Raw genomic sequence first — 20,646 nt, 5'->3', positions numbered from 1 at the left:
CCGTCAACTCCTTTGGAAGGGAAGGCGTTGTGTGGGCTGGTCCGGGCCGCTGACCTTGAACTCGGCCCAGCACCGCTTGCCGGACGGCAGCGGGTCGATCCCGTGGCGATCCGCGAGGGCGGCGACGAGGAACACGCCGCGCCCGCCCTCTTCCTCCGCGTCCGGCAGCCCGGCCCGTGGGACCTTGGAGCTGGCATCGGTCACCTCAATCAGCAGACGTTCGTCGTTCAGGCGGGCGCCGGCCGAGATCGGCCCGTGGCCCCCGTGCCGTACCGCGTTCGCCAGCAACTCGGCGGCGACCAGCTCCGCTGTCTCCAGCAGTTCCTGATCGAAGGAGGCATCCCAGGCCCGTATCCCGTTCGCGAGCTGCTGCCGCGCGGACCTCGCGGCAGCGGGTGTGCCGGGAACGGGAAAACGGATCTGATGCGCTTCCATGAGCGGCCTCCTGGATCGGTGCGGCTACTCCACGCAACCGCTCCAAGGGCAAGCGGGACCACGCCGTGTGCCGGGGCTGCATCACTTATGCATGAGCTGCATCGCGGTCAATTGCCGCTCGGTTACGCTCGGTTGAGCAGGCAGGATCGGCGACGGCAGGAGGGGCCGTGGCACAGATGGCCGACGCACAGAGTGAAGCGAGACGGATCGGCGAAGTGATCCGTCAGGCACGCGTGTTACAGCGGCGCTCGCAGAAGGACGTTGCCGCCGCACTGGGGTATCGCCAGTCGAAAGTCAGCCGCCTGGAGAGCGGCAGGGGTACGGAGGACGTGCGCGTGCTGCGCGAGATCGCGCAGGTGCTGGACATTCCGCCGCACCGCCTCGGCCTCGCCGCCGCCCCCGACGCCAGCCCCGCCGACCCCGGAACAGAGGACATGCACCGCCGTACCTTCCTTGCCGCGAGCGTCGCTGCGCTCGCGGCTCCGCCGCCGTCGTCGACCGCAGCGCATCACGACCTGATCCAAATCCTGCTGCCGGGCACGAGCCCTGTTGTCACCGGACAGCCCTTGGGCATCGATGAGCTGCGGGATCGGGCACGGGCCGTACGCCGGATGTTCTGCATGTGCGACTACGCGGAGCTGGAGCGGACCCTGCCGGGTCTGATCGCCGACCTGCGCCAGGCTGCCGGTGACTCATCCGGCTCGGCGGAGGCGTCCGGACTGCTCGCGACCGCCTACCAGACGTCGGTGAGCCTGCTGCTGAAGCGAGCCGATCAGGGCAACGCCTGGCTCGCGGCCGGCCGGCCGGGCCATGGCCGAGGCGGAGCGGTCCGGGGATCCTGTCGTCCTCGCCGCCAGTGTCCGCGTGCACGCCCACGTCCTCGTGCGCGAGAAGCACACCGCCCAGGCCGTGAACATCATCCGCCACACCGCCGACCAGCTCACCGGCTCCTACGACCAGCGCTCGCCCCGGTACCTGGCAGCGGTCGGTCTGCTGTTGCTCCGCGGGGCGACTGCCGCCAGCAGAAACGGCGACCGCGGCACCACCCAGAGCTTCCTCATCGAGGCCAAGGAGGTGGCTCGCTACGCCGCCTTCGACCGGCCGGACGCCTGGGCGAACTTCAGCCCCACCAACGTTGCACTGCACGAAGTCAGCGCGGCCGTCTCCTTCGGCGACGCCGGCATCGCCCTGCAAACCGCACGGCCGCTCATGCGGCGGCACATTCCCGTTCCCGAGCGCCGGGCCGCGCTCTGGGTGGAGACCGCCCGCGCCTACAGTCAGCAGGGCAGACTCGCCGACGGCTACCAGGCCCTGCGCATCGTCGAGAGCTGCGCGGCACAGGACATCCGCCGCCCGGCCGTACGCGAACTGGTCGCCGACATGGCAGCCCGCGACCGCCGCCGGGCACTGCCCGAGCTGCACCACTTCAGCCGCCGACTGGGAGTGCCCGCGTGAGTGATCAGCCCGACAAGCCGTTCCTCCAGATCGTGGTCTGTGCGGTCGGGGTCGCCGCCGACGTCGGCCGGCTGATCAGCGCAGCGCAGGAGCGGCACTGGGACGTCGGCGGCATCGCGACCCCGCAAGGACTCGGCTTCCTTGACGCGGAGGCGGTCGAGGACCAGGCCGGCCGCCCTGTCCGCTCGGCCTGGCGATCACCGGGTGAACCGCGCCCGACTCGGCCTGCGGATGCCATCGCGGTCGCCCCGGCCTCCTTCAACACCGTGAACAAGTGGGCCGCCGGGATCTCCGACAATCTCGCCCTGGGCATCCTGTGCGAAGCACCCGCCATGGGCATCCCGGTCGCCGTGCTGCCGTACCTGAACTCCGCCCAGGCCGCCCACCCCGCATACCGTCAGAGCCTGGACCGGCTGCGTGAGATGGGCGTCCTGATCGGCTCGTACGAACCCCACCGGCCGAAGCCGGGGGCGGGGCCGACCGTTACCGCTGGGAGGAAGTGCTGGAGCTGCTTGCCCCCAGGCTGTCCGTGCGGTCGTGATCAGTGCCCCCGTGCTTGTTGCGGTTGCGGGGGCAGGACGGCAGCTGCTTGGTGGGCCGACTCCGTCGCCGTGGGCACCGATGAGCCCGCACATTTGGGCGGGCTCCAGCCGGGGGTCCTCTGGGTGCGCGTACGGTCCGAGGATCTTCGAGCAGACGAACAACGTCATCAGCTTGCTGTCCCGGCTCTCGAAGTCGGACCGGCGTTCGTGCCGCACGCGATCGGCCAGAGCCGGGACAGCAAGGGAACTCGCCCACAGTGAGGCCGAGTCCAGCCCCAGTGGCGCGTTACCCCAGTCCTCCCAGTCGAAGAGGCTGAAGGCTGGCGCGGTCATGTTCGCCCAGTTCAGATCCGCATGGGCCGTACCCACGGCTCGACGGTCGTATCGAACTCGCCGGAGAAGACACCGTGGATGGACTCGGTGACGAGGGCCTGGGTGATGGTGACGGTGTCCGGCGTGGCAACCCGCCTGGTGTCTTGAGCCGCCAGCGCGTCCGGTCGGGTGGCCGGCCGGGCCGCCCTACCGGACGCGGGGCCTGCGGCTGCGCCCCATCCGCGTTCTGAGGAGGACAAGGTCGGCGATGAGCACCATCACCCCGATGATCAGCAGGTAGAGCGTGTCCCTGCCGAGCGCACCGATGACGCCGAGCGCAACCGCCACGATGAGCAGCAGAAGAAACAGCACCACGTCAGCCTCCCGGCATCAGCGGCGGGCCAGCCGCTGTCCGCCGTCCGCGTAGACGGCGCGCTGATGACGCACAACGGCCCCGGCGTATACACACCGGGGCCGCCCTTCCGGGTCGTTGCACGTGAGAGTGCACCAGCCCACTCACCATGGTATGCCCGGTAGGCCATTTCAGTCATATGGGAGGACATGGCCGTAGTGACCGGCCGGAGCCCTGAAGGGCGGCCTGGGCCGTGTCAATCACTGTCCTTCTCCTCGGTCTCCATGAGCTGGATCCCCTTGTGCGTCAGTGTGACCATCGCGGGGGTGTTTCCTCGCGCCCAGTCGACCTGGATCAGTCCCTCGGCCGCCAGGTACGTGCAGGCGGCGGCCAGGTCCTCCTCGGGCATGGAGAGGTTCTCGCGCAGCTGCTCCCCGGTGAGGCCGAGGAGGCGATTGCCTTCGACGGCCTCGTACAGGGTCTTCATGATTGCCTCGCGGTAGTGCTCCCGCTCGTGCAGCGTCGCCATGGTCGCCTGCCTCTCGTGCCGGCACTGACGGAAACCCGTACGTCTGGGGCGGTGTCCTCCTTCCCTGCTGAGGGGCATCCTCCTCAGATTTCGTCCGGCTGTGTGTGATCGTCCCGGGAGGACTGGCTGGTCAACAGCCAGGAGCGCACCGGCTCCGCTATGCGCGTGGTGTCCACGGTGAGGTGGAGGCGTGTTCCGCCGTCGGGGTCTGTGGGGTAGCTGCGCGTTTCGGTGGCGGCGAAACAACGGCGGAGAGTCTCCGCGACATGGCGAGCCGCCTCCGGGTCCGCGGCGACGATACGGACCTCCGCGTGCCCGGCCGACGGCAGTTCCGGTGACTTCATGGTGACCCCTTGCTCCTTCAGGACGACGTGCATCAGGGGCGACGTGCCGGTGGGTGTGACGGCCGTCGCCCCACACCCACCCCTGGCTGGAAGCAGGTCTGCGTCATCAGCGGCTCCCCTCTCGGTGCTCACGGCGTGTGGCGTCGGCAGGAGGGCCCTTCGGCACGGTGGCACGTGGGCTCTTACGGGTCCGCCGACCGATTCCCGGTAGGGCGTCGCTGTAGTGGAACGCTCCGATCCTTTCGTCATGCTGCGCGTTGAGCCGGTGGATCAGGAACATGCCCGCGATGATCACGAAGACGATCACGGCGACGGTGACGGCGGTCTCCACGTCCTCACCTCCTCAGGGCGGAACTGAGGATCCCGATCGCGGCTCCGGCCGCCGCAGCGGCTCCGCCGTCGGTCTCCCATTCCTCTTCCCGGCTTTGAGCATCTGTCGCCTCGTGGCTGATGGCCTCGTCGGCCATCAGACCGCTGGCGGTGCGGATACCTCCCGGAACGGTTGCTGCTGCCATCAGCCGGGCGGCGGCGGCCGGCTCCGTCTCCGGAGGGATCACCAGCAGGTCCAGGCGGCCCACCGTGTAGGAGAGGAGGATCACTTTGTTCGGGTCCTGCTCGGCGGCGAACCAGCCGACATGCACCGTGTGCCCCGTGACGGGGACCTTGCGCGGGATGACGGGCCAGTGGGCCGGGTTCACGGTGACGTGGGTGATCCGGCCCCAGCACGCGTCCAGCGCGTCTGTCAGAGTGGGGATCTCCCGGAGGAGATCACGGGAGCGGGGCCACCAGGCACCGTCCAGAAGACCTGGAACCGAGCCGGTCGGGGCTAGGGACAGCCGGCCCGACGCCGAAGGCAGGCGCTCTTTGATGAACGTAGGTTCGATGGTCGCGGTCATGACGCGGACCTGTCCCCGGGCCTCCTCTTGGAGGCCGGTGTTGTTGCTCGCCGGGAACGACACCGACATGGCGGCCGGTGTGCGAAGTACTCCCGGTGCTTTCACTCTACGTCGCTCCGAGGCCCCGGGACGTGCGCATGAGCAGGCATTTCACCGACAGGCAACGAGTCCGGAACCGTCGGCGAGCGCAGCCGGTGCGGCGGCGCACGACTTACGGTGAGAGGACGAGGTCCCGCGTTCGGCGGCGACACCGAATCCCGCAGACAGGCGGACATATCATGACCGAATCCGACCTCCCTCGCGCCCCCGGGCTCCTGCCGGACGCGATCCATCGGGCCGCGAAACCCGGACAGTTCTTCTGCGGCTGGAGACGACACATTCCCGGGAAGGCAACCTCGATGGCGCGTGGTGGCCGCGTTCCCGCGACATCGGCGCGGAGTTGCCCGGCCTCATCCACGTGCTGACCGGGCACCTCGGCCCCATCACACGCGTCGGCCTGGACGCCACCGCATGGGATGGACTTCCCACGCGCCTGGTCATCGACGACCAGGTCGTCCATATCGACTCCTTCCCGGTCGGTGATGACACCGTCCTGATCACTCGGGGCGACCAGGACCACTTCTCCCTTCTCGTGGTCCCGCCGCACGCGACACCCGACGCCGCCCGTGCCGCGATGGCCAGGGCCGTCCGGGCCGACAACATCACCCATGCCGCACAGGTCCTCATCGATACCGGCACCCATGAGGCGGGGTCGTCGTCCGCGTGAGCGGCGCTGTCCGGTGCGGACTCGGTTGGCGTCGAGGCTCTAGTCAAGAACGGCGAGGTGGTCGGCGGCGCCCCCGCGCCACTCGATCATGAAAAGGGTGGCGTCGTCGCTGGTGCGCCCACCCCGTTCGTTCTTCAGCATGTGGGAGAGGCGGCGCAGATCTGCTCGCACCCCCTCCGACGGCTGGTCCCTCAGGCGGTTGACACAACTGATGAGGCGTTCCTCGCCGAACAGCTCCCCACCGGCGACGTGCTCCTCGATGATGCCGTCGGTGTAATACAGCACCCGGTCGCCTCGCTGGAGCGTGTGCTCTCTGATCCGGGGCGCCTCACCGCCGAAGCCGATGGGCAGCGTCGTGGCGCTCTCCAGCTGCCTGACGACCCGGCCGTCGCGGATCAGCAGCGGTGCGGGGTGGCCCGCGTTGACCAGCTCCATCTCACCGGTGGCGATGTTCATATGCATCAGCTGCGCCGTGACGAAGTGGTCGGGGCCGAACTGCCGGGAGATGGCATCGTCCATGAACGCGTACTTCTCAGCCAGGCCGATGAACACGCGCCGGGCATGCCGGTAGGCGCCGATGGCCACGGTCGCCATCGTGGCGGCGTCCAAGCCGTGGCCCATCGCGTCGATCAGGGCCACGTGCAGGATGTTGTCGTTGAGGGCGTAGTCGAAGCTGTCGCCGGCGACGCGATAGGCGGGCTCCAGCATGCCGACCACCTCGACCTGCGGTACGGACATCGACAGCGGCGGCAGCAGGGTCCACTGGATCTCCGCGGACACGCTCATCGGTCCCCGGCGCCGGGCCTGGAAGAACTGGTCGGTATAGGCGTTCTTGGTGACCAGCAGGTCAGCGACCAGGCTGGCGAGCCTACTCAGCAGGCGCCGGTCGTCCTCGCCGACAGCATCCAGGGTCAGGGCCATCACGCCCACCGTGTCGCTGCCGTCCAGCAGCGGCAGGTACATCCTCACGCCGCCGCGGGCCAGCGGCGACTCGACGACCTCCCCGCTCAGGAAGGCCCGGCCGGCGGGGGAGTCGATCACCGGCTCGGGCTGGCTGACGTGGAGCTTCCTGCCCGGCAGCGGCACCAGCAGCTCCTGCGCGTAGTCCTGGAGCAGGATAGAGACATCACGACCTCCGACCCTGCCCACCTCCTCCGCGATCAGCGGGGCGATCAGCTGCGGCGGCAAATGGCGCGCCCTGTCCAGCAGCAGGCCGAGCAGCCGCTCACCAAAACCCTCCGACCGGTCCTCCGGGATCTCCTCGCCCATGGCCCTGCTCGCCACCTCGTTCCTCCCCGCCCACCCCCGTCGCCGCCTCCGCACAACGTGACCCGGGAAGCCCGCCCGAGCGGCTCATTACGCCATGCGCGGCATGTCGGCCCACGCCATCCGCAGTTCGAACTGCGTGTCCGGGATCGTCTCGCCTGGCGGGGTGATCAAGCTGCTGGGAGGAAATCACCCTGCCCGAGGACCTGCAGACCAGGCACTCAGCGTCGTACACCCGCGAGGCAAAGGTCAGGACGTCGATGCGAAACATGCGCGGCGCAGGTGGCTTCCAGAAGGCGCGGACGCTCCCGGAACCGGAGGACGTACCCGAGGCGTTGCCCGAGATCACCCGTGCCTGGGGGCATCCGTGCTGAGGGACGTCAAGTGCCGATGTACATGTCCGGGGCCCCGGCACCGCCAGCATCACTCGATCAGGAACCCCGTTCGACTGATCAATACCGCCGAACGGCAAACGGACGCCTTCTGAGCGGCTGCGTGCAGCGACCGCTGGGAGGTTGGGGCACGGTGAGGCTGCACGTCCGGATCACTGCGGTCCTCGGATCCGGCTGGGCTGCGCCTGCGGGCCCGGCTTCAGGAGCAGCAGCCCGAGCTGCCCGTGCCGGCCTGTCCATCGTGGAGGCCGTCGTCGTGCCCGGCGGCGATCCGTGCCCATTGCGCGGTCGGCCGTCCGTCCTTGCGGAACTGCTGGCCGAGCGTCTCGTACGGCTGCGGCCAGCCGGACGGGGAGTCCTCCCAGGCCTCCTGCCGCCCGTGGACGGTCATGTCGAGGATGCCGTAGGACGGCGCCATGGGTTCGACGCCGCGGCCGGTGGTCCAGTACGTCTCGTAGACGCGGTCCCCGTCGCGGAGGTAGCACGCTTTCATGCCGAAGTGGCGGCCGGCGAGGAGCCGTTCGTGGGACTCGGCGGGGACGGAGTACCAGGGCATGTCCCAGCCCATGAAGCGGCGGTAGCGTTCGGACTCCTCGTAGGGGCCCTGGCAGAAGACGGCGAAGGTGACGTCACGCTGGTGCAGGTAGGCCAGTTCGCGGACCTGGCCGGTGAAGAAGGTGCAGCCCTCACACTGGTCGGCGGCGGGACGGCCGTCATGCCACATGTGATACGACACGAACAGCTGGGTACGGCCCTCGAAGACGCCGATCAGGGGAACAGCTCCCTTGCCTCCGACGAGCGGGGTCGAGGGGTCCACCTCGGTCATGGGCAGGCGGCGCCGGGCAGCGGCGATCGCGTCGCCCTCCCGGGCGTGCGCCTTCTCCCGGGCGCGCAGGGTGTCGATGGCGGCCAGCCACTCCGTGCGGGAGACAACCGGCGGCGTGTTCGTTGCAGTCATGCCCGTGCTGACCCGGCAGCCCGCAAGAACTCATCGTTCGACTGATCAAGACCGCCGAACGGAATGCGGACGCCTTCTGAGACGCGCAGGGCCTCGTGTACCCGTTCGAGGGGAGAGTCAGATCGTCAGCCGTTTACGCTCGTTTGACGCTCTGGGCACCTCACACATTCATTGCAGGACCAAGAAGCGGCGCCTGACCTGCTAGTTTCCGAGTTCGCGCTCAGGCCGACACCTTTCCGATGACGCACCATGTGGAGTGCGTGGCGATTCTGGAGCCTGCGGAAAGGGATCTCTGACCTGCGGTCTCTTCTGGCGTGCACTATGGCGACGCGCCGGGGCCCCGGGGCCGGATGGTCGGTGTGGGGTCAGGTCCCGGGCGGCGGCGTCGACGTGGGTGAGCCAGTTCGAGCAGTTCGAGCACGAAGCGGATGGGGTGTGAAAGGCTCGGTCAGCCGATCTTGAGGAGGCCGGCATCGACGACCGTGCGGCCGAACGGGCTCGCCAGTTCTGCGAGGCGTTCGCAGTCCGCATCACCCAGCGCGGCGTAGGCGGGAAGGGCCAGGCGGTCGGTGCGGTCCTCGATGTGCTGGCGCAGGCGTACGCCTTCCGGGCTGAGGGAGTCGCCGTCGAGAAGACCTCGCGTGCGCAGGCGCTCCGCGGCGGCGGCCCACTCCTCCTCGGGCCACGCGCGACTTCCCTTGAGGAAGTCGACGGGAACCTCGCCGGTGGCGGCATGCAGAACCAGGGCCTCCAAGCCCCCGACCCCCTCGCTCAGCAAGCACGCGACATGGCCGTCTCCACGGAACTCCCGGAGCAGCGTCTGGGCGTGCCACAGCTGCAGTACCGGTTCCTCCGGCCAGGGCAGCGCGGCATGGGCGGCGAACAACGGGCGGCCCTGCGCGTGTTCGCAGGCGGCCTCGGCGGCCCGGCGTGTCAGGGCCAGGACCTCGTCCAGAGCGGGGAGTTCGTGGATCCCGGCCCGCCGTAGGGCTTCGCCCGCGGCGGCGTGCCGCGCGTCCAGCACCTGCTGCGGCGTCGCCGCGTCCCAGGCCCCGTCGACCGCCTTCCGTACGAAAGCGGGGTTGAAGTTGTAGAAGGTCGAGATGACCAGATCGGCAGATGCCCGGCCGAAGGGGGCGCTCCGGGAGGCGAAGTAGCCGGTGCGTCCGCTGAGTCCGAGGTCCGCGTACCGTCGCCTTCCCTCGGGGACGAAGTAGATCATGGCGTGTACGGGCTCGAGTCGGCGCCAGGCTGCTCGTGCTGCCTTCATGGGGGTCACCTCTTCTGAGAGTCGACAGACGGGGTATTCGCTGTGGTTCCGGTGGTTACTCGCCGTGCGCTCGCAGATGTTCGAGCAGCAGGCGACTCAGCGTCTCGGGCGCTTCCTCGGGGACCCAGTGGCTGACGCCCTGGAGGGTCTCGAACCGGTACGGCCCGTTGACCCACTGCCCGGTCTCCTGCGCGGCCGCCAGGCCGAACGCGCTGTCCTCCGTGCTCCAGACGTACAGCGTGGGCACATCGATGACGCCGATCGCGCCGTCGGGGCGGCCGGCCCTGTACCAGTTCAGCGCCGCGGTGAGAGCGCCCGGGTGGGACAGGTGCCGCATGTAGGCCTCGACACTGTCCTGCGGGATCTTTCCGGCATAAGCGGCGCGAAGCGCCTTGGCATCGTCTGCGAGCATGCGCTCTTCGGTTGCGGGCGTTTCGCGCCAGTCGATCATGTAGTGCGATCGTTCGCGCTGGTCCGGGTCGGTGCGCAAGGTGGTGGCCAGAGCGCCGGGGTGCGGGGTCGAGACAACCGTCAGCGTGCGTACGCGGCCGGGGTGGGCATCGGCGGTCCACCACGCCACCGCGCCGCCCCAGTCATGGCCGACCAGGTCGAACGACGTCCAGCCCAACTCCTCTGTGATCGCGACGACATCGTCGACCAGGACGCTGATGCGGTAGTCCTCGGGACGCTCGGGGCGGACCCCGGGGGAGTACCCGCGCTGGTCGGGGGCCACCACCCGGTAGCCGTGCGCGGCCAACGCCGCGATCTGCCGTTGCCACGCGAGGCCCGTCTGCGGGAAGCCGTGCAGCAGCAGCACGGGGCGGCCCTCGGGTGGACCTGCCGCGATCGCGTCGAACACGCCCGCAGCAGTGGAGATGCTCAACTCGGTCATGATTCGGCCCTTCATACCGGCTGGTCGGTCACCTTACCGCGCCGTGATTGAACTTGACGCCGAGTTCAACTATAAACGGTCGGGAGGTGAGGCGACATGAGAGAAGCAGTCATCGTTTCGACGGCAAGGACGCCGATCGGGAAGGCGTACCGCGGTGCGTTCAACGACACCCAGGCGCAGGAACTCGCCGCCCATGCCCTCTCGCACGCGGTGCAGCGCGCCGGGCTCGAGGGCGGCGAGGTCGAGGATGTGATCTTCGGCTGCGCCATGCAGCAGGGATCCTCCGGCGGCAACGTCGCCCGCCAGGCCGCCCTCCGCGCCGGACTTCCGGACACCGTCTCCGGGATGACGATCGACCGGCAGTGCTCGTCGGGCCTGATGGCGATTGCGACGGCCGCCAAGCAGATCGTCGGTGACGGCATGCAGGTTGCTGTCGGCGGCGGGGTCGAGTCGATCTCCTTGGTGCAGAACGACCACATGAACACCCACCGCATGGCGGATCCCTGGCTGGTCGAGCACAAGCCGAGCATCTACATGCCGATGTTGCAGACGGCTGAGATCGTCGCCGAACGCTACGGCGTGAGCCGGGAGCGCCAGGACGAGTTCGCGCTGGTGTCGCAGCAGCGCACCGCGGCAGCGCAGGAGGCCGGGCGGTTCGACCAGGAGATCGTCGCGCTCGCCAGTGTCAAGAAGGTCCTGGACAAGCAGTCCGGGGAAGTGCGGGACGAGGCTGTGACCTTGACCCGGGACGAGGGCAACCGCGCGTCGACCACACTCGAGGGCCTGGCCGGGCTGGCGCCGGTGCTGCCGGACGGTCAGGTGACCGCGCATTCCAGCGTGACGGCGGGCAACTCCTCGCAGTTGTCGGACGGGGCTTCGGCATCGGTGTTGATGGAGGCGAAGGAAGCCGAGCGCCGCGGACTGGAGCCGCTGGGCGTTTACCGGGGTATGGCCGTTGCCGGTTGCGGGCCGGACGAGATGGGGATCGGTCCGGTGTTCGCCATTCCGAAGCTGCTGAAGCAGCACGACCTCACCATCGACGACATCGGTCTGTGGGAACTCAACGAGGCGTTCGCTTCCCAGGCGCTGTACTGCCGCGACGAACTGAACATCGACCCGGAGCGGTTCAACGTCAATGGCGGCGGGATCTCGGTGGGCCATCCGTACGGAATGACCGGTGCCCGCCTGGTGGGGCACGCCCTGATCGAGGGCAAGCGCCGCGGCGTCCGGTACGTGGTGATCTCGATGTGTGTCGGCGGCGGAATGGGCGCAGCCGGGCTGTTCGAGGTGGCCTGAGGTGTCGAGCGTGACGGAAAAGGCGCGAACCGCGGTCCTCGTGGACTTCGGTGGGGTCATCACCTCCAGTGTGTTGCAGGCTTTTACCGACTTCGGCGCCTCACTCGGCGGCGATCCTCGGCTGCCGCTGGACCTCCTCAGCCGGGACCAGCCATCACGCACCCTCCTCGCCGACCACGAATCCGGCCGTATCGACGCTGCAGCCTTCGAGCGAGGATTCGCCGAGCGCCTCCGCGCCCACGGCGCCGACGTACCGGCCGAAGGGCTCACGGCCCGAATGCAAGCGGGAATGTCGATCGACCAGGACATGCTCACCCTGCTCGATGATCTCCGCGCCGCCGGGTATCCCGTTGCGCTGGTGTCCAACTCGTTCGGAACCGGAACCTACGACGGCGTCGACCTCGCCGCCGTGGCCGACGCGGTCGTCATCTCTGCCGAGGTCGGGATCCGCAAGCCTTCCCGGCGGATATACGCGATCGCATGTGAACGCCTCGGCGTCGCCCCCGAGGAGGCGGTCATGATCGACGATCTGCAGCAGAACCTCGACGGAGCGGCGCGGATCGGAATCGGGGGCGTGCTGCACACCAGCGCCGCCGACACCCGCCGCCAACTCGCCGAACACTTCAGGATCACCGCCTGACCGATCGACCGACCGCAGCAGACCGGTCATGTGGGATCCGCACCGCATCACCTGCTCACATCCCCGGAAGGCACCGCTCATGCCCAGTGTTCTCGACCCGGTCCGCCGCCACGCGGCTGCAACTCCCGACAACATCGCGCTGCGCGGCGGCGCGGATCAGTGGACCTACCGGCAGTTGTCCGACGCGAGCGTTCGGTATGCGGGCGCCTTGACCGCCGCGGGCCTGTCGCCCGGGGACCGGGTACTGCTGGCGGCGCCGTCGGTGCCCGAATTCGTGGTGGCCTACCTCGGGATCCAGGCCGCGGGCTGTGTCGTGGTGCCGGTCAACACGATGTCCACCCGGGCCGAGGTCGAGTACGTTCTCGGCGACGCCGGGTGCTCGTTGGCGATCGCATGGCACGCCCTGGGCCCCGCCGTCGCGGAGGCGGCCTCGGCGCTCAAGGTGCCCTCCTGGACGCTGTCCCCGGGCGCGACGGTCACCGATGCCGCCCCCGCCCGCGTCGTCGACCGGGACCGCGACGAGACCGCGGCCATTCTGTACACCTCGGGTACGACAGGGCGGCCGAAGGGTGCCCAGCTCACGGTCGGGAACCTGTTGTCCGCCGGGGAGATCGGCGCCGAGTGCAGCCGCGGATCGAGCGCCGACCGTACCGGCACCGGACTTCCGCTGTTCCACGTGTTCGGCCAGGCATCGGTCATGATGGCGACCCTGACCGTAGGCGGCTCGATGTCGTTGCTGGCCCGATTCGACCCGGCGTCGATGCTGGAGATGCTGCGCCGCGACCGGCTCACCATCATGGCCGGCGTACCGACCATGTGGAACGCGATGCTGCACGCGGCGGGCGATGCGAACCCGGCGGACTTCGCCGGGCTCCGTGTCGCCGTCTCCGGGGGCGCGTCGCTGCCCAGGGAGATCGCCCGGGCCTTCGAGGCGCGCTTCGGCTGCACCATCCTCGAAGGCTATGGGCTCACCGAGACCACCGCGTTCGGCACCTTCAACGACATCGACCGCGGCGGCAAGACCGGGTACACCGGCCGAGCTGTCCCGCGGCTTCAGGTCCAGGTGCGTGACATCGACGGCAAGGAGTGCCCGCCGGGCACCGTCGGCGAGGTCCACATCAAGGGACCCACAGTGATGCGCGGCTACTGGAACCGCCCCGCGGACACCGCCGCGGCCATCTCGCCCGACGGCTGGTTCCGGACCGGCGACCTGGGCAAAACCGACACGGACGGCGACCTGCGCATCGTCGACAGGATAAAAGACCTGATCATCCGCGGCGGCTACAACGTCTATCCCGGTGAGGTGGAGGAAGTTCTCTACGAGCACCCGGACATCATCGAGGCAGCCGTGATCGGCGTTCCCGACGACCACTACGGCGAGGAGATCGCCGCGCTCGTCGCCGCCCGGCCCGGTTCGGATCTCGATGCCGGGGACGTGTCGGACTGGACACGAGAGCGACTGTCCGCCTACAAGGTCCCGCGCATCATCCGGTTCGTCGACGCGCTGCCCAAGGGCCCGAGCGGGAAGATCCTCAAGCGTTCCATCGACCGTACGGAGCTGACCCGCGACCCCGCACTCGGCGACGTACCCGCCCGCTGGCACTGAACATCCGTCGACGGACGAGATGCCTCCGCCGCAGAAGAAAGACGCATAGTGAGTTGCTCATGAGCCTGCCCCCCATCCTGCAGGACCGGCTGCGCCTGCCCGTGGTCGCATCGCCGATGTTCATCGTGTCCAATCCGGAGTTGGTCATCGCCCAGTCCGCCTCCGGCATCGTGGGTTCCTTCCCCGCGCTCAACGCGCGGCCGCAGTCGGCACTGCGCGCATGGCTGCAGCACATAACGGAGGAGTTGGCCAAGCACGACGCCGACCATCCCGAGGCACCGTCCGCGCCGTTCGCGGTCAATCTCATCGTGCACAAGACCAACTCACGCCTGGAGGAAGACCTCGCGACCGTCGTGGAGTTCAAGGTGCCGATCATCATCACCTCTCTCGGCGCCCGGGCCGATGTCAACGATGCGGTCCACTCCTACGGCGGCATCGTCCTGCACGACGTCATCAGCAACCGGTTCGCCCGCAAGGCAGTTGAAAAGGGCGCGGACGGCCTGATCGCCGTCGCCGCGGGCGCGGGCGGGCACGCCGGCACGCAGTCACCCTTCGCGCTCGTCCAGGAGATTCGCGACTGGTTCGACGGCCCCCTCCTGCCGTCGGGCTCCATCGCCCACGGCCGCTCGATCCTCGCCGTACAAGCCGCCGGCGCGGACCTCGCCTACGTGGGTTCGGCGTTCATCGCCACCGAGGAGGCGAACGCGGAGGACCAGTACAAGCAGATGATCGTGGACTCCACCGCTGCGGACATCGTGTACTCCGACCTGATCACCGGCGTGCACGGCAACTACCTCCGCGGCAGCATCGAGGCCGCGGGGCTCGATCCGGCCGCACTGCCCGGCTCCGATCCGTCCGCCATGGACTTCGGGAACCAGGACCTCAAAGGGGCCAAGGCGTGGCGGGACATCTGGGGTGCCGGTCAGGGCGTTGGCGCGGTCGGGGCGGTACTTCCCGCGGCAGCGGTCGTCGAGCGCCTCGCCGGTGAGTACGCCGAGGCGAAGAGCCGGCTTCAGCGTTTGTAACGGTGTGTGCCACAGCCCCACGAGTCCGCGCACCGTGCGAACTTATGAGTCTGGCGTCGGATTCAAGTACACTTTCGCGAATGGACACCACTGCGCCCGAGGACAGCGAGCAGGTACCGCCGATGGCGCCCCTCTCGCCACTGCGCGAGCCGCCGACGACGCAGCGCGGAGCGCGGACGCGCGCCGCTTTGGTGAAGGCCGCGCGGAAGGTGTTCGAGCGGGACGGCTACCTCGACACCCGCCTGACCGACATCACCAAAGAGGCCCGATGCGCGGCGGGCTCCTTCTACACCTACTTCGCCAACAAGGAAGAGGTGCTTGCCGCCGTCCTTCTGGAGGCGCAGGAGGACATGCTGCACCCCGGCATGGGCCGGGTGCAGGGTACCGACGATCCGTATGCGGTACTCGAGGCGAGTAATCGCGCGTATCTCGAGGCATACAAGCGGAACGCCAAGCTGATGGGACTGCTTGAGCAGGTCGCACAAGTGGAGCCGGAGTTCCGAGAGTTCCGACGCCGGCGCGCGGATGCGTTCATCCGCCGCAACGCCCGCGGCATCGCCGACCTGCAGGCGCGGGGCGTCGCAGACCGTGAAGTCGATCCGATGATGGCCTCCCGTGCGCTCTCGAGCATGGTCAGCGTCATGGCCTACAACGCCTTCGTGCTCGGCGAAGGGCAAGACGAAGGTACGCCAGTGGACTTCGAGGAACTCGTGTCCACGGTCACCCGGCTCTGGGCGAACGCCCTGCGGTTCCCCGGCCACCGCTGATCCGGCCTTCTCCCTTCTGCCCTCTCAACCCTTTCTCTGCGGATGTGGCGATCGCTTGCGCCTTTTCCGTGTGGTGACGCGCGCCCAACACTTGAACCTGACGTCAGATTCAACTATACAGGTGGCGGAGGTCACGGCCGCAGCACCGCGAGGGCCGTGCCCCGGCACCGCACACCCCGCCACGGAGAGGGTTCGCTGTGAACGTTGCACAAAGAGTCGCCATCGTCACCGGTGGCGGTGGTGGCATCGGCGGCGCGCTGGTCGCACGGCTCGCTCGGGAGGGTGCCCGGGTCGTCGTCGCGGACCTCGACGCGGACACCGCGCAGGCGGTATCCACGAGAGTCAACGCCGGCCATCCGGGAAGCACCGCCAGCGTCGGCGCGGACGCGTCGGACCCCGCTCAGATCCAGGAGTTGATCGACCTGGCGGAGCGCACGTTCGGTCCGGTCGACCTCTACTTCGCGAACGCGGGTATCGCCGGGGCACCCGGCCTCGACGCGGGCGAGCAGGACTGGGACCTCTCGATCGACGTGAACCTGCGAGCCCACATCCGTGCGGCGACGCTGCTGGTACCGCGGTGGCTCGAGCGCGGCGAGGGCTACTTCGTCAGCACCGCCTCTGCGGCCGGGTTGCTCACCCAGATCGGCTCCGCCACGTACGCCGTCACCAAGCACGCGGCCGTCGCCTTCTCCGAATGGCTGAGTGTCACCTACGGCGATCGCGGGGTCCATGTCAGCTGTCTGTGCCCGATGGGGGTGAACACCAGGTTGCTGTATTCCGGGAAGGACTCCGGAGACGCCCTGGGGAGAGCGGCCACCCAGGCCGTCACGTCCGCGGGTGACGTCCTCGAGCCGGACGAGGTCGCCGACGCCGTCCTCGCCGCGATCGAGGACGAGCGCTTCCTGATTCTGCCGCATGAAGAAGTCCTGGACATGTACCGGCAGAAGGGCTCGGACTACGACCGGTGGCTGCGCGGGATGCGCCGCTACCAGAGCTCTCTGCTGGCGCAGGCATGACCGGCGCGCCGGGCGAGCTCGTCCTCGCCGAACACCGAGGGCCCGTGCTGGTGCTCACGTTCAACCGGCCCGCCAAGCTGAACGCCTGGACCGACGAACTCGAAGACCGCTACTTCACGCTGCTCGACGCCGCCGAGGACGATCCGGACGTACGCGCCGTCGTGGTCACCGGCGCGGGACGCGGATTCTGCGCCGGCGCCGACCTCCAGCGGCTGCAGGCGCTCGGCGAGGTCTCCGAGGCGGACCGGGCGCGGCGCCGGCCGCGCGATGTACCGCTGACCCTGCGCAAACCGCTGATCGGTGCGGTCAACGGAGTGGCCGCGGGCCTGGGCATGGTGGAGGCGCTCTACTGCGACATCCGCTTCGGCTCGCCCTCGGCGCGGTTCACCACGGCATTCGCGCAGCGCGGGCTGATCGCCGAGTACGGGATCTCCTGGCTGTTGCCGCGGCTGGTGGGGCGCAGCCGGGCAACGGACCTGTTGCTGTCGAGTCGCATGGTGGACGCCGAGGAGGCACTGCGTATCGGTCTTCTCGACCACCTGGTCCCCACCGGCAGTGTGGTCGATGCCGCTGTCGCGTACGCCGCCGATCTGGCGACGCGCTGCTCCCCGGCCTCCATGGCCACCATCAAGAGCCAACTGCAGGGCGACGCGGACGGCACCTACGCCGATTCCGTGACCCGGGCGGAAGGCCTCATGCTCCAGGCCTTCCGCGGGGCCGATTTCGTCGAGGGCGTGGCCAGTCACCTCGACAAGCGCCCACCGAGTTTTCCCTCCCTCCCCGTCAGGAGTTCGGATGTCCCTGTTTGAGATGTCGGACCGCGCCAAGAAGTACCAGGCGGATCTGCTCAAGTTCATGGATTCGCACATCTACCCCGCTGAGGCGGTGTACGACGAGCAGATGCGCGCGTCGGGCGACCCGCACTTCCAGCCCCCGATCATCGAGGAGCTCAAGGCGGAGGCGCGCAAGCGCGGGCTGTGGAACCTCTTCCACCCGCACCCCGAGTGGGGCCCGGGGCTGACGAACCTCGAGTACGCGCCGCTGGCGGAGATCATGGGGCGCAGCCACATCGCCTCCGAGGCGTGCAACTGCAACGCTCCCGACACCGGCAACATGGAAGTGCTCACCCTCTTCGGCACCGACGAGCACAAGGAGAAGTACCTCAAGCCCCTGCTCGACGGGACGATGGCCTCGGCCTTCGCGATGACCGAGCCGCGTGTCGCCAGTTCCGACGCCACCAACATCAAGCTGCGTATGGAGCGCGACGGCGACGAGTACATCCTCAACGGCCGCAAGTGGTTCGCCTCGAACGCGATGCACAAGAACTGCAGGGTGCTCATCGTGATGGGCAAGACCGACCCCGCGGCGGCCCCGCATCGCCAGCAGTCGATGATGGTCGTCCCCATCGACGCTCCCGGGATCACCGTGATCCGGAACCTCCCGGTGTTCGGGTACGCGGATCGCGAGGGGCACGCGGAGATCACCTTCGAGAATGTGCGGGTGCCGGCCAAGGACGTACTCAAGGGCGAAGGGGAGGGTTTCGCGATCAGCCAGGCCCGGCTCGGGCCCGGTCGTATCCACCACTGCATGCGGGCGATCGGCGCTGCCGAGCGGGCGCTGGAGCTGATGTGCCGACGCGCGCAGTCACGTGTGACCTTCGGTAGCCCGGTTGCCGAACGGTCCAATGTCCAGGACTGGATCGCGGAAGCGCGTATCGACATCGAGATGATCCGCCTGCTCACGCTCAAGGCCGCGTATCTGATGGACACGGTCGGGAACAAGGAAGCGCGCACCGAGATCGCGGCCATCAAGGTGGCCGCCCCGAACATCGCGTTGAAGATCGTCGACCGCGCGATCCAGGTGCACGGGGGAGCAGGAGTGACCGAGGACTTCCCGTTGGCGATGATGTACGCGCATCTGCGGACGCTGCGGCTGGCGGACGGTCCCGACGAGGTCCACAAGCGGGCCATCGCCAAGCAGGAACTGCGGCAGTACCGCGACGCCACCACGGCAGCGGTGAGCTGAGATGGCAGGACTCGATCTCACCGGTCGCACCGCCGTCGTCACCGGCGCCTCGCGCGGCATCGGGCTCGCGATCGCCCAGGCCATCGCCGCGGCCGGCGGAAACGTCGTCCTCACCTCACGGTCCCAGGAGGCAGCGGAGGCCGCCGCGGCCCAGGTCAAGGGCACAGCGGTCGGCGTCGGTGCGCACGCGGTCGACGAAGAGGCGGCCCAGCGCTGTGTGGATCTGACGCTCGAGCGCTTCGGAAGCCTGGACATCCTCGTCAACAACGCGGGGACGAACCCGGCGTTCGGGCCGGTCATCGACCAGGATCACGGACGGTTCGCCAAAACCTTCGACGTGAACCTGTGGGCTCCCGTGCTGTGGACGGGTCTGGCCACGCGGGCCTGGATGGGCGAGCACGGCGGGGCGGTCGTCAACACCGCGTCGGTCGGCGGCATGGCCTTCGAGGCGAACATCGGGTTGTACAACGCGTCGAAGGCCGCACTCATCCATCTCACGAAACAACTGGCCCTGGAACTCTCGCCCAAGGTCCGCGTCAACGCGGTGGCACCGGGTGTGGTGCGCACGAAACTGGCCGAGGCTCTCTGGAAGGATCACGAGCAGGCTGTGTCCGCATCGATGGCGCTGGGCCGCATCGGCGAGCCTGCCGACATCGCCTCCGCGGTTGCCTTTCTCGTCTCGGACGCCGCGAGTTGGATCACCGGCGAGACCATGGTGATCGACGGCGGGCAACTGCTCGGTGACGCGCTCCCGTTCAGGCAGGGAGCCGGCATCAGTGTCTAGTGCGGACATCGTCGGAATCGACGCCGGGGCGGTGAGCCGCTGGTTCGAGACCCTCGGCGTCGATTTCGCCGGGCCGCTTGTCTTCGACCGGATCGGGCTCGGCCAGTCGAATCTGACCTACCTGGTACGGGATCTGGCCGGCCGTAGGTGGGTGCTGCGGCGCCCACCGCTGGGCCACCTGCTGGCGTCGGCGCACGACGTGGCCCGCGAGGCGAGGATTCTGGCCGCCCTGGAGAGCACCGCCGTCCCGACCCCGCGGGTGCTCGGGCTGACCGACGATCCCGCCGTGACCGACGTTCCGCTGCTGCTGATGGAGTTCGTGGACGGCCAGGTCGTCGACAGGATGTCGACCGCGCGGTCGTTGACGCCCGAGCGCCGTCGGGCGATCGGGATGTCGTTGCCGCGGACGCTGGCGAAGATCCACGCGGTCGATCTCGAGGTGACCGGGCTGACCGGTCTGGCCAGCCACAAGCCGTATGCGCAGCGTCAGCTCAAGCGGTGGTCGGCCCAGTGGGAGAGGTCCAGGACCCGCGAGCTGCCCGCCCTGGAGGACCTCACCCACCGCCTTGTCGCGGCCGTCCCGGAGCAGCGCGAACTGACGCTCGTGCACGGCGACTTCCATCTGCGCAACGTCATCACCTCCTACGACACCGGGGAGGTGACCGCGGTGCTCGACTGGGAATTGTCAACGCTGGGCGATCCGTTGGCGGACATGGGCAGCCTGCTGGCCTACTGGCCTGGCAAGGGTGAGAACACCTCGGGCGACTTCGTCGCGACCGCTCTCGACGGCTTCCCGACCCGCGAAGAACTCGTGGCGGCCTACTCGGCGGCGTCGGGACGCGACCTGACGGCGCTGGGCTACTGGCACACGATGGGGCTGTGGAAGGTCGCGATCATCGCGGAGGGCGTCATGCGCCGCGCGAGGGACGAACCGCGGAACAAGGCCGCGTCCGGGACCCCGACCGCAGAGCGCATCGACGCACTGGTGGCGAAGGCCCACGAAGTCGCGGACACGGCAGGTATCTGACCCGATCGCCTGCCCACGGGGCTTTGGCACTCACGCATACAGAAAGGAGCG

Annotated in this window: 20 protein-coding genes and 4 pseudogenes; 13 read left to right on the top strand and 11 right to left on the bottom strand. The window is 68.8% G+C overall.

All coding sequences use genetic code 11. The features are described from left to right. Window positions 1–3: 3 nt before the first annotated feature. Entirely contained in the window at window positions 4–435 is a 432-nt protein-coding gene (locus ACFVJQ_RS26005; protein WP_385787352.1) for an ATP-binding protein, read from the bottom strand. A gap of 176 nt (window positions 436–611) precedes the next feature. On the opposite strand from ACFVJQ_RS26005, the pseudogene ACFVJQ_RS26000 reads away from it, so the two are divergent. Together ACFVJQ_RS26000 and ACFVJQ_RS25995 are read left to right on the top strand one after the other, a co-directional pair. Beyond that, window positions 612–1,890 (top strand): annotated as a pseudogene (locus tag ACFVJQ_RS26000) (helix-turn-helix domain-containing protein). Continuing rightward, window positions 1,887–2,431: pseudogene (locus ACFVJQ_RS25995) on the top strand (flavoprotein). Before ACFVJQ_RS26000 ends, ACFVJQ_RS25995 begins: the two co-directional pseudogenes overlap by 4 nt. Before the next feature lie 94 nt (window positions 2,432–2,525). Here ACFVJQ_RS25995 and ACFVJQ_RS25990 read toward each other — a convergent pair. The 6 genes and pseudogenes from ACFVJQ_RS25990 to ACFVJQ_RS25965 form a co-directional block, all read right to left on the bottom strand. After that, window positions 2,526–2,926, bottom strand: a pseudogene (locus tag ACFVJQ_RS25990) (hypothetical protein); the annotation flags it as partial. 25 nt (window positions 2,927–2,951) lie between these two features. Next, window positions 2,952–3,119 carry a hypothetical protein gene (locus ACFVJQ_RS25985; RefSeq protein ID WP_385787349.1) on the bottom strand — a complete coding sequence of 56 codons (168 nt, stop codon included), beginning with the start codon at window positions 3,117–3,119 and terminating at the stop codon, window positions 2,952–2,954. A gap of 233 nt (window positions 3,120–3,352) precedes the next feature. Beyond that, on the bottom strand, window positions 3,353–3,625 hold the full coding sequence (locus tag ACFVJQ_RS25980; RefSeq protein WP_385787346.1) for a hypothetical protein: 273 nt from the start codon (window positions 3,623–3,625) through the stop codon (window positions 3,353–3,355). An 83-nt stretch (window positions 3,626–3,708) separates the two neighbouring features. Continuing rightward, on the bottom strand, window positions 3,709–3,969 hold the full coding sequence (locus ACFVJQ_RS25975) for a hypothetical protein (RefSeq protein WP_385787343.1): 261 nt from the start codon (window positions 3,967–3,969) through the stop codon (window positions 3,709–3,711). A gap of 106 nt (window positions 3,970–4,075) precedes the next feature. Then, complete coding sequence (locus ACFVJQ_RS25970; RefSeq protein WP_385787340.1) at window positions 4,076–4,300, bottom strand: hypothetical protein; 225 nt, start codon at window positions 4,298–4,300, stop codon at window positions 4,076–4,078. Between the two features lie 4 nt (window positions 4,301–4,304). Beyond that, window positions 4,305–4,865 (bottom strand): DUF5994 family protein, encoded by a 561-nt coding sequence (locus ACFVJQ_RS25965; protein ID WP_385787582.1) that lies wholly within the window; start codon window positions 4,863–4,865, stop codon window positions 4,305–4,307. Window positions 4,866–5,143: 278 nt separating this feature from the next. On the opposite strand from ACFVJQ_RS25965, the pseudogene ACFVJQ_RS25960 reads away from it, so the two are divergent. Then, window positions 5,144–5,631: pseudogene (locus ACFVJQ_RS25960) on the top strand (DUF5994 family protein). A 39-nt stretch (window positions 5,632–5,670) separates the two neighbouring features. Here ACFVJQ_RS25960 and ACFVJQ_RS25955 read toward each other — a convergent pair. From ACFVJQ_RS25955 to ACFVJQ_RS25940, 4 genes are all read right to left on the bottom strand, one after another. Then, the gene (locus ACFVJQ_RS25955) at window positions 5,671–6,900 is read right to left on the bottom strand and encodes a PP2C family protein-serine/threonine phosphatase (protein WP_385787579.1); all 1,230 of its coding nucleotides are present in this window, start codon (window positions 6,898–6,900) and stop codon (window positions 5,671–5,673) included. 588 nt (window positions 6,901–7,488) lie between these two features. Further along, window positions 7,489–8,247 carry a DUF899 family protein gene (locus ACFVJQ_RS25950; RefSeq protein WP_385787338.1) on the bottom strand — a complete coding sequence of 253 codons (759 nt, stop codon included), beginning with the start codon at window positions 8,245–8,247 and terminating at the stop codon, window positions 7,489–7,491. Window positions 8,248–8,695: 448 nt separating this feature from the next. Continuing rightward, on the bottom strand, window positions 8,696–9,517 hold the full coding sequence (locus tag ACFVJQ_RS25945) for a hypothetical protein (protein ID WP_385787335.1): 822 nt from the start codon (window positions 9,515–9,517) through the stop codon (window positions 8,696–8,698). Window positions 9,518–9,572: 55 nt separating this feature from the next. Beyond that, window positions 9,573–10,409 (bottom strand): alpha/beta fold hydrolase, encoded by an 837-nt coding sequence (locus tag ACFVJQ_RS25940; protein ID WP_385787332.1) that lies wholly within the window; start codon window positions 10,407–10,409, stop codon window positions 9,573–9,575. Window positions 10,410–10,505: 96 nt separating this feature from the next. On the opposite strand from ACFVJQ_RS25940, the gene ACFVJQ_RS25935 reads away from it, so the two are divergent. The 10 genes from ACFVJQ_RS25935 to ACFVJQ_RS25890 all read left to right on the top strand — a co-directional run bounded on the left by ACFVJQ_RS25935 (window position 10,506) and on the right by ACFVJQ_RS25890 (window position 20,595). Further along, on the top strand, window positions 10,506–11,705 hold the full coding sequence (locus ACFVJQ_RS25935; protein WP_385515588.1) for an acetyl-CoA C-acyltransferase: 1,200 nt from the start codon (window positions 10,506–10,508) through the stop codon (window positions 11,703–11,705). Between the two features lie 10 nt (window positions 11,706–11,715). After that, window positions 11,716–12,345 carry an HAD family hydrolase gene (locus ACFVJQ_RS25930; RefSeq protein WP_385515589.1) on the top strand — a complete coding sequence of 210 codons (630 nt, stop codon included), beginning with the start codon at window positions 11,716–11,718 and terminating at the stop codon, window positions 12,343–12,345. 79 nt (window positions 12,346–12,424) lie between these two features. Continuing rightward, window positions 12,425–13,951, top strand: coding sequence for a long-chain fatty acid--CoA ligase (locus tag ACFVJQ_RS25925; protein ID WP_385787328.1), 1,527 nt, complete (start codon window positions 12,425–12,427; stop codon window positions 13,949–13,951). Between the two features lie 59 nt (window positions 13,952–14,010). Beyond that, window positions 14,011–14,976 (top strand): NAD(P)H-dependent flavin oxidoreductase, encoded by a 966-nt coding sequence (locus ACFVJQ_RS25920; RefSeq protein ID WP_385787325.1) that lies wholly within the window; start codon window positions 14,011–14,013, stop codon window positions 14,974–14,976. A gap of 80 nt (window positions 14,977–15,056) precedes the next feature. Next, window positions 15,057–15,743 (top strand): TetR/AcrR family transcriptional regulator, encoded by a 687-nt coding sequence (locus ACFVJQ_RS25915; protein WP_385787322.1) that lies wholly within the window; start codon window positions 15,057–15,059, stop codon window positions 15,741–15,743. A gap of 197 nt (window positions 15,744–15,940) precedes the next feature. After that, window positions 15,941–16,759 carry an SDR family oxidoreductase gene (locus ACFVJQ_RS25910; protein ID WP_385515593.1) on the top strand — a complete coding sequence of 273 codons (819 nt, stop codon included), beginning with the start codon at window positions 15,941–15,943 and terminating at the stop codon, window positions 16,757–16,759. Next, complete coding sequence (locus ACFVJQ_RS25905; RefSeq protein WP_385787318.1) at window positions 16,756–17,568, top strand: enoyl-CoA hydratase-related protein; 813 nt, start codon at window positions 16,756–16,758, stop codon at window positions 17,566–17,568. Before ACFVJQ_RS25910 ends, ACFVJQ_RS25905 begins: the two co-directional genes overlap by 4 nt. Next, on the top strand, window positions 17,555–18,784 hold the full coding sequence (locus ACFVJQ_RS25900; RefSeq protein WP_385787316.1) for an acyl-CoA dehydrogenase family protein: 1,230 nt from the start codon (window positions 17,555–17,557) through the stop codon (window positions 18,782–18,784). The genes ACFVJQ_RS25905 and ACFVJQ_RS25900 overlap by 14 nt, the downstream gene beginning before the upstream one ends. 1 nt (window position 18,785) lies before the next feature. Then, window positions 18,786–19,568: an SDR family oxidoreductase gene (locus ACFVJQ_RS25895; protein ID WP_385515596.1), complete on the top strand. Its 783-nt coding sequence runs from the start codon at window positions 18,786–18,788 to the stop codon at window positions 19,566–19,568. Further along, complete coding sequence (locus tag ACFVJQ_RS25890) at window positions 19,561–20,595, top strand: phosphotransferase family protein (protein ID WP_385515597.1); 1,035 nt, start codon at window positions 19,561–19,563, stop codon at window positions 20,593–20,595. The genes ACFVJQ_RS25895 and ACFVJQ_RS25890 overlap by 8 nt, the downstream gene beginning before the upstream one ends. Window positions 20,596–20,646: the final 51 nt, after the last annotated feature.

Origin of the sequence: Streptomyces sp. NPDC127197 (assembly GCF_042672405.1) — a bacterium.
Classification (GTDB): domain Bacteria; phylum Actinomycetota; class Actinomycetes; order Streptomycetales; family Streptomycetaceae; genus Streptomyces; species Streptomyces flavusporus.
Note: the sequence above shows the minus strand (reverse complement) of the source record. Positions and strands in the feature narration are given on the sequence as shown.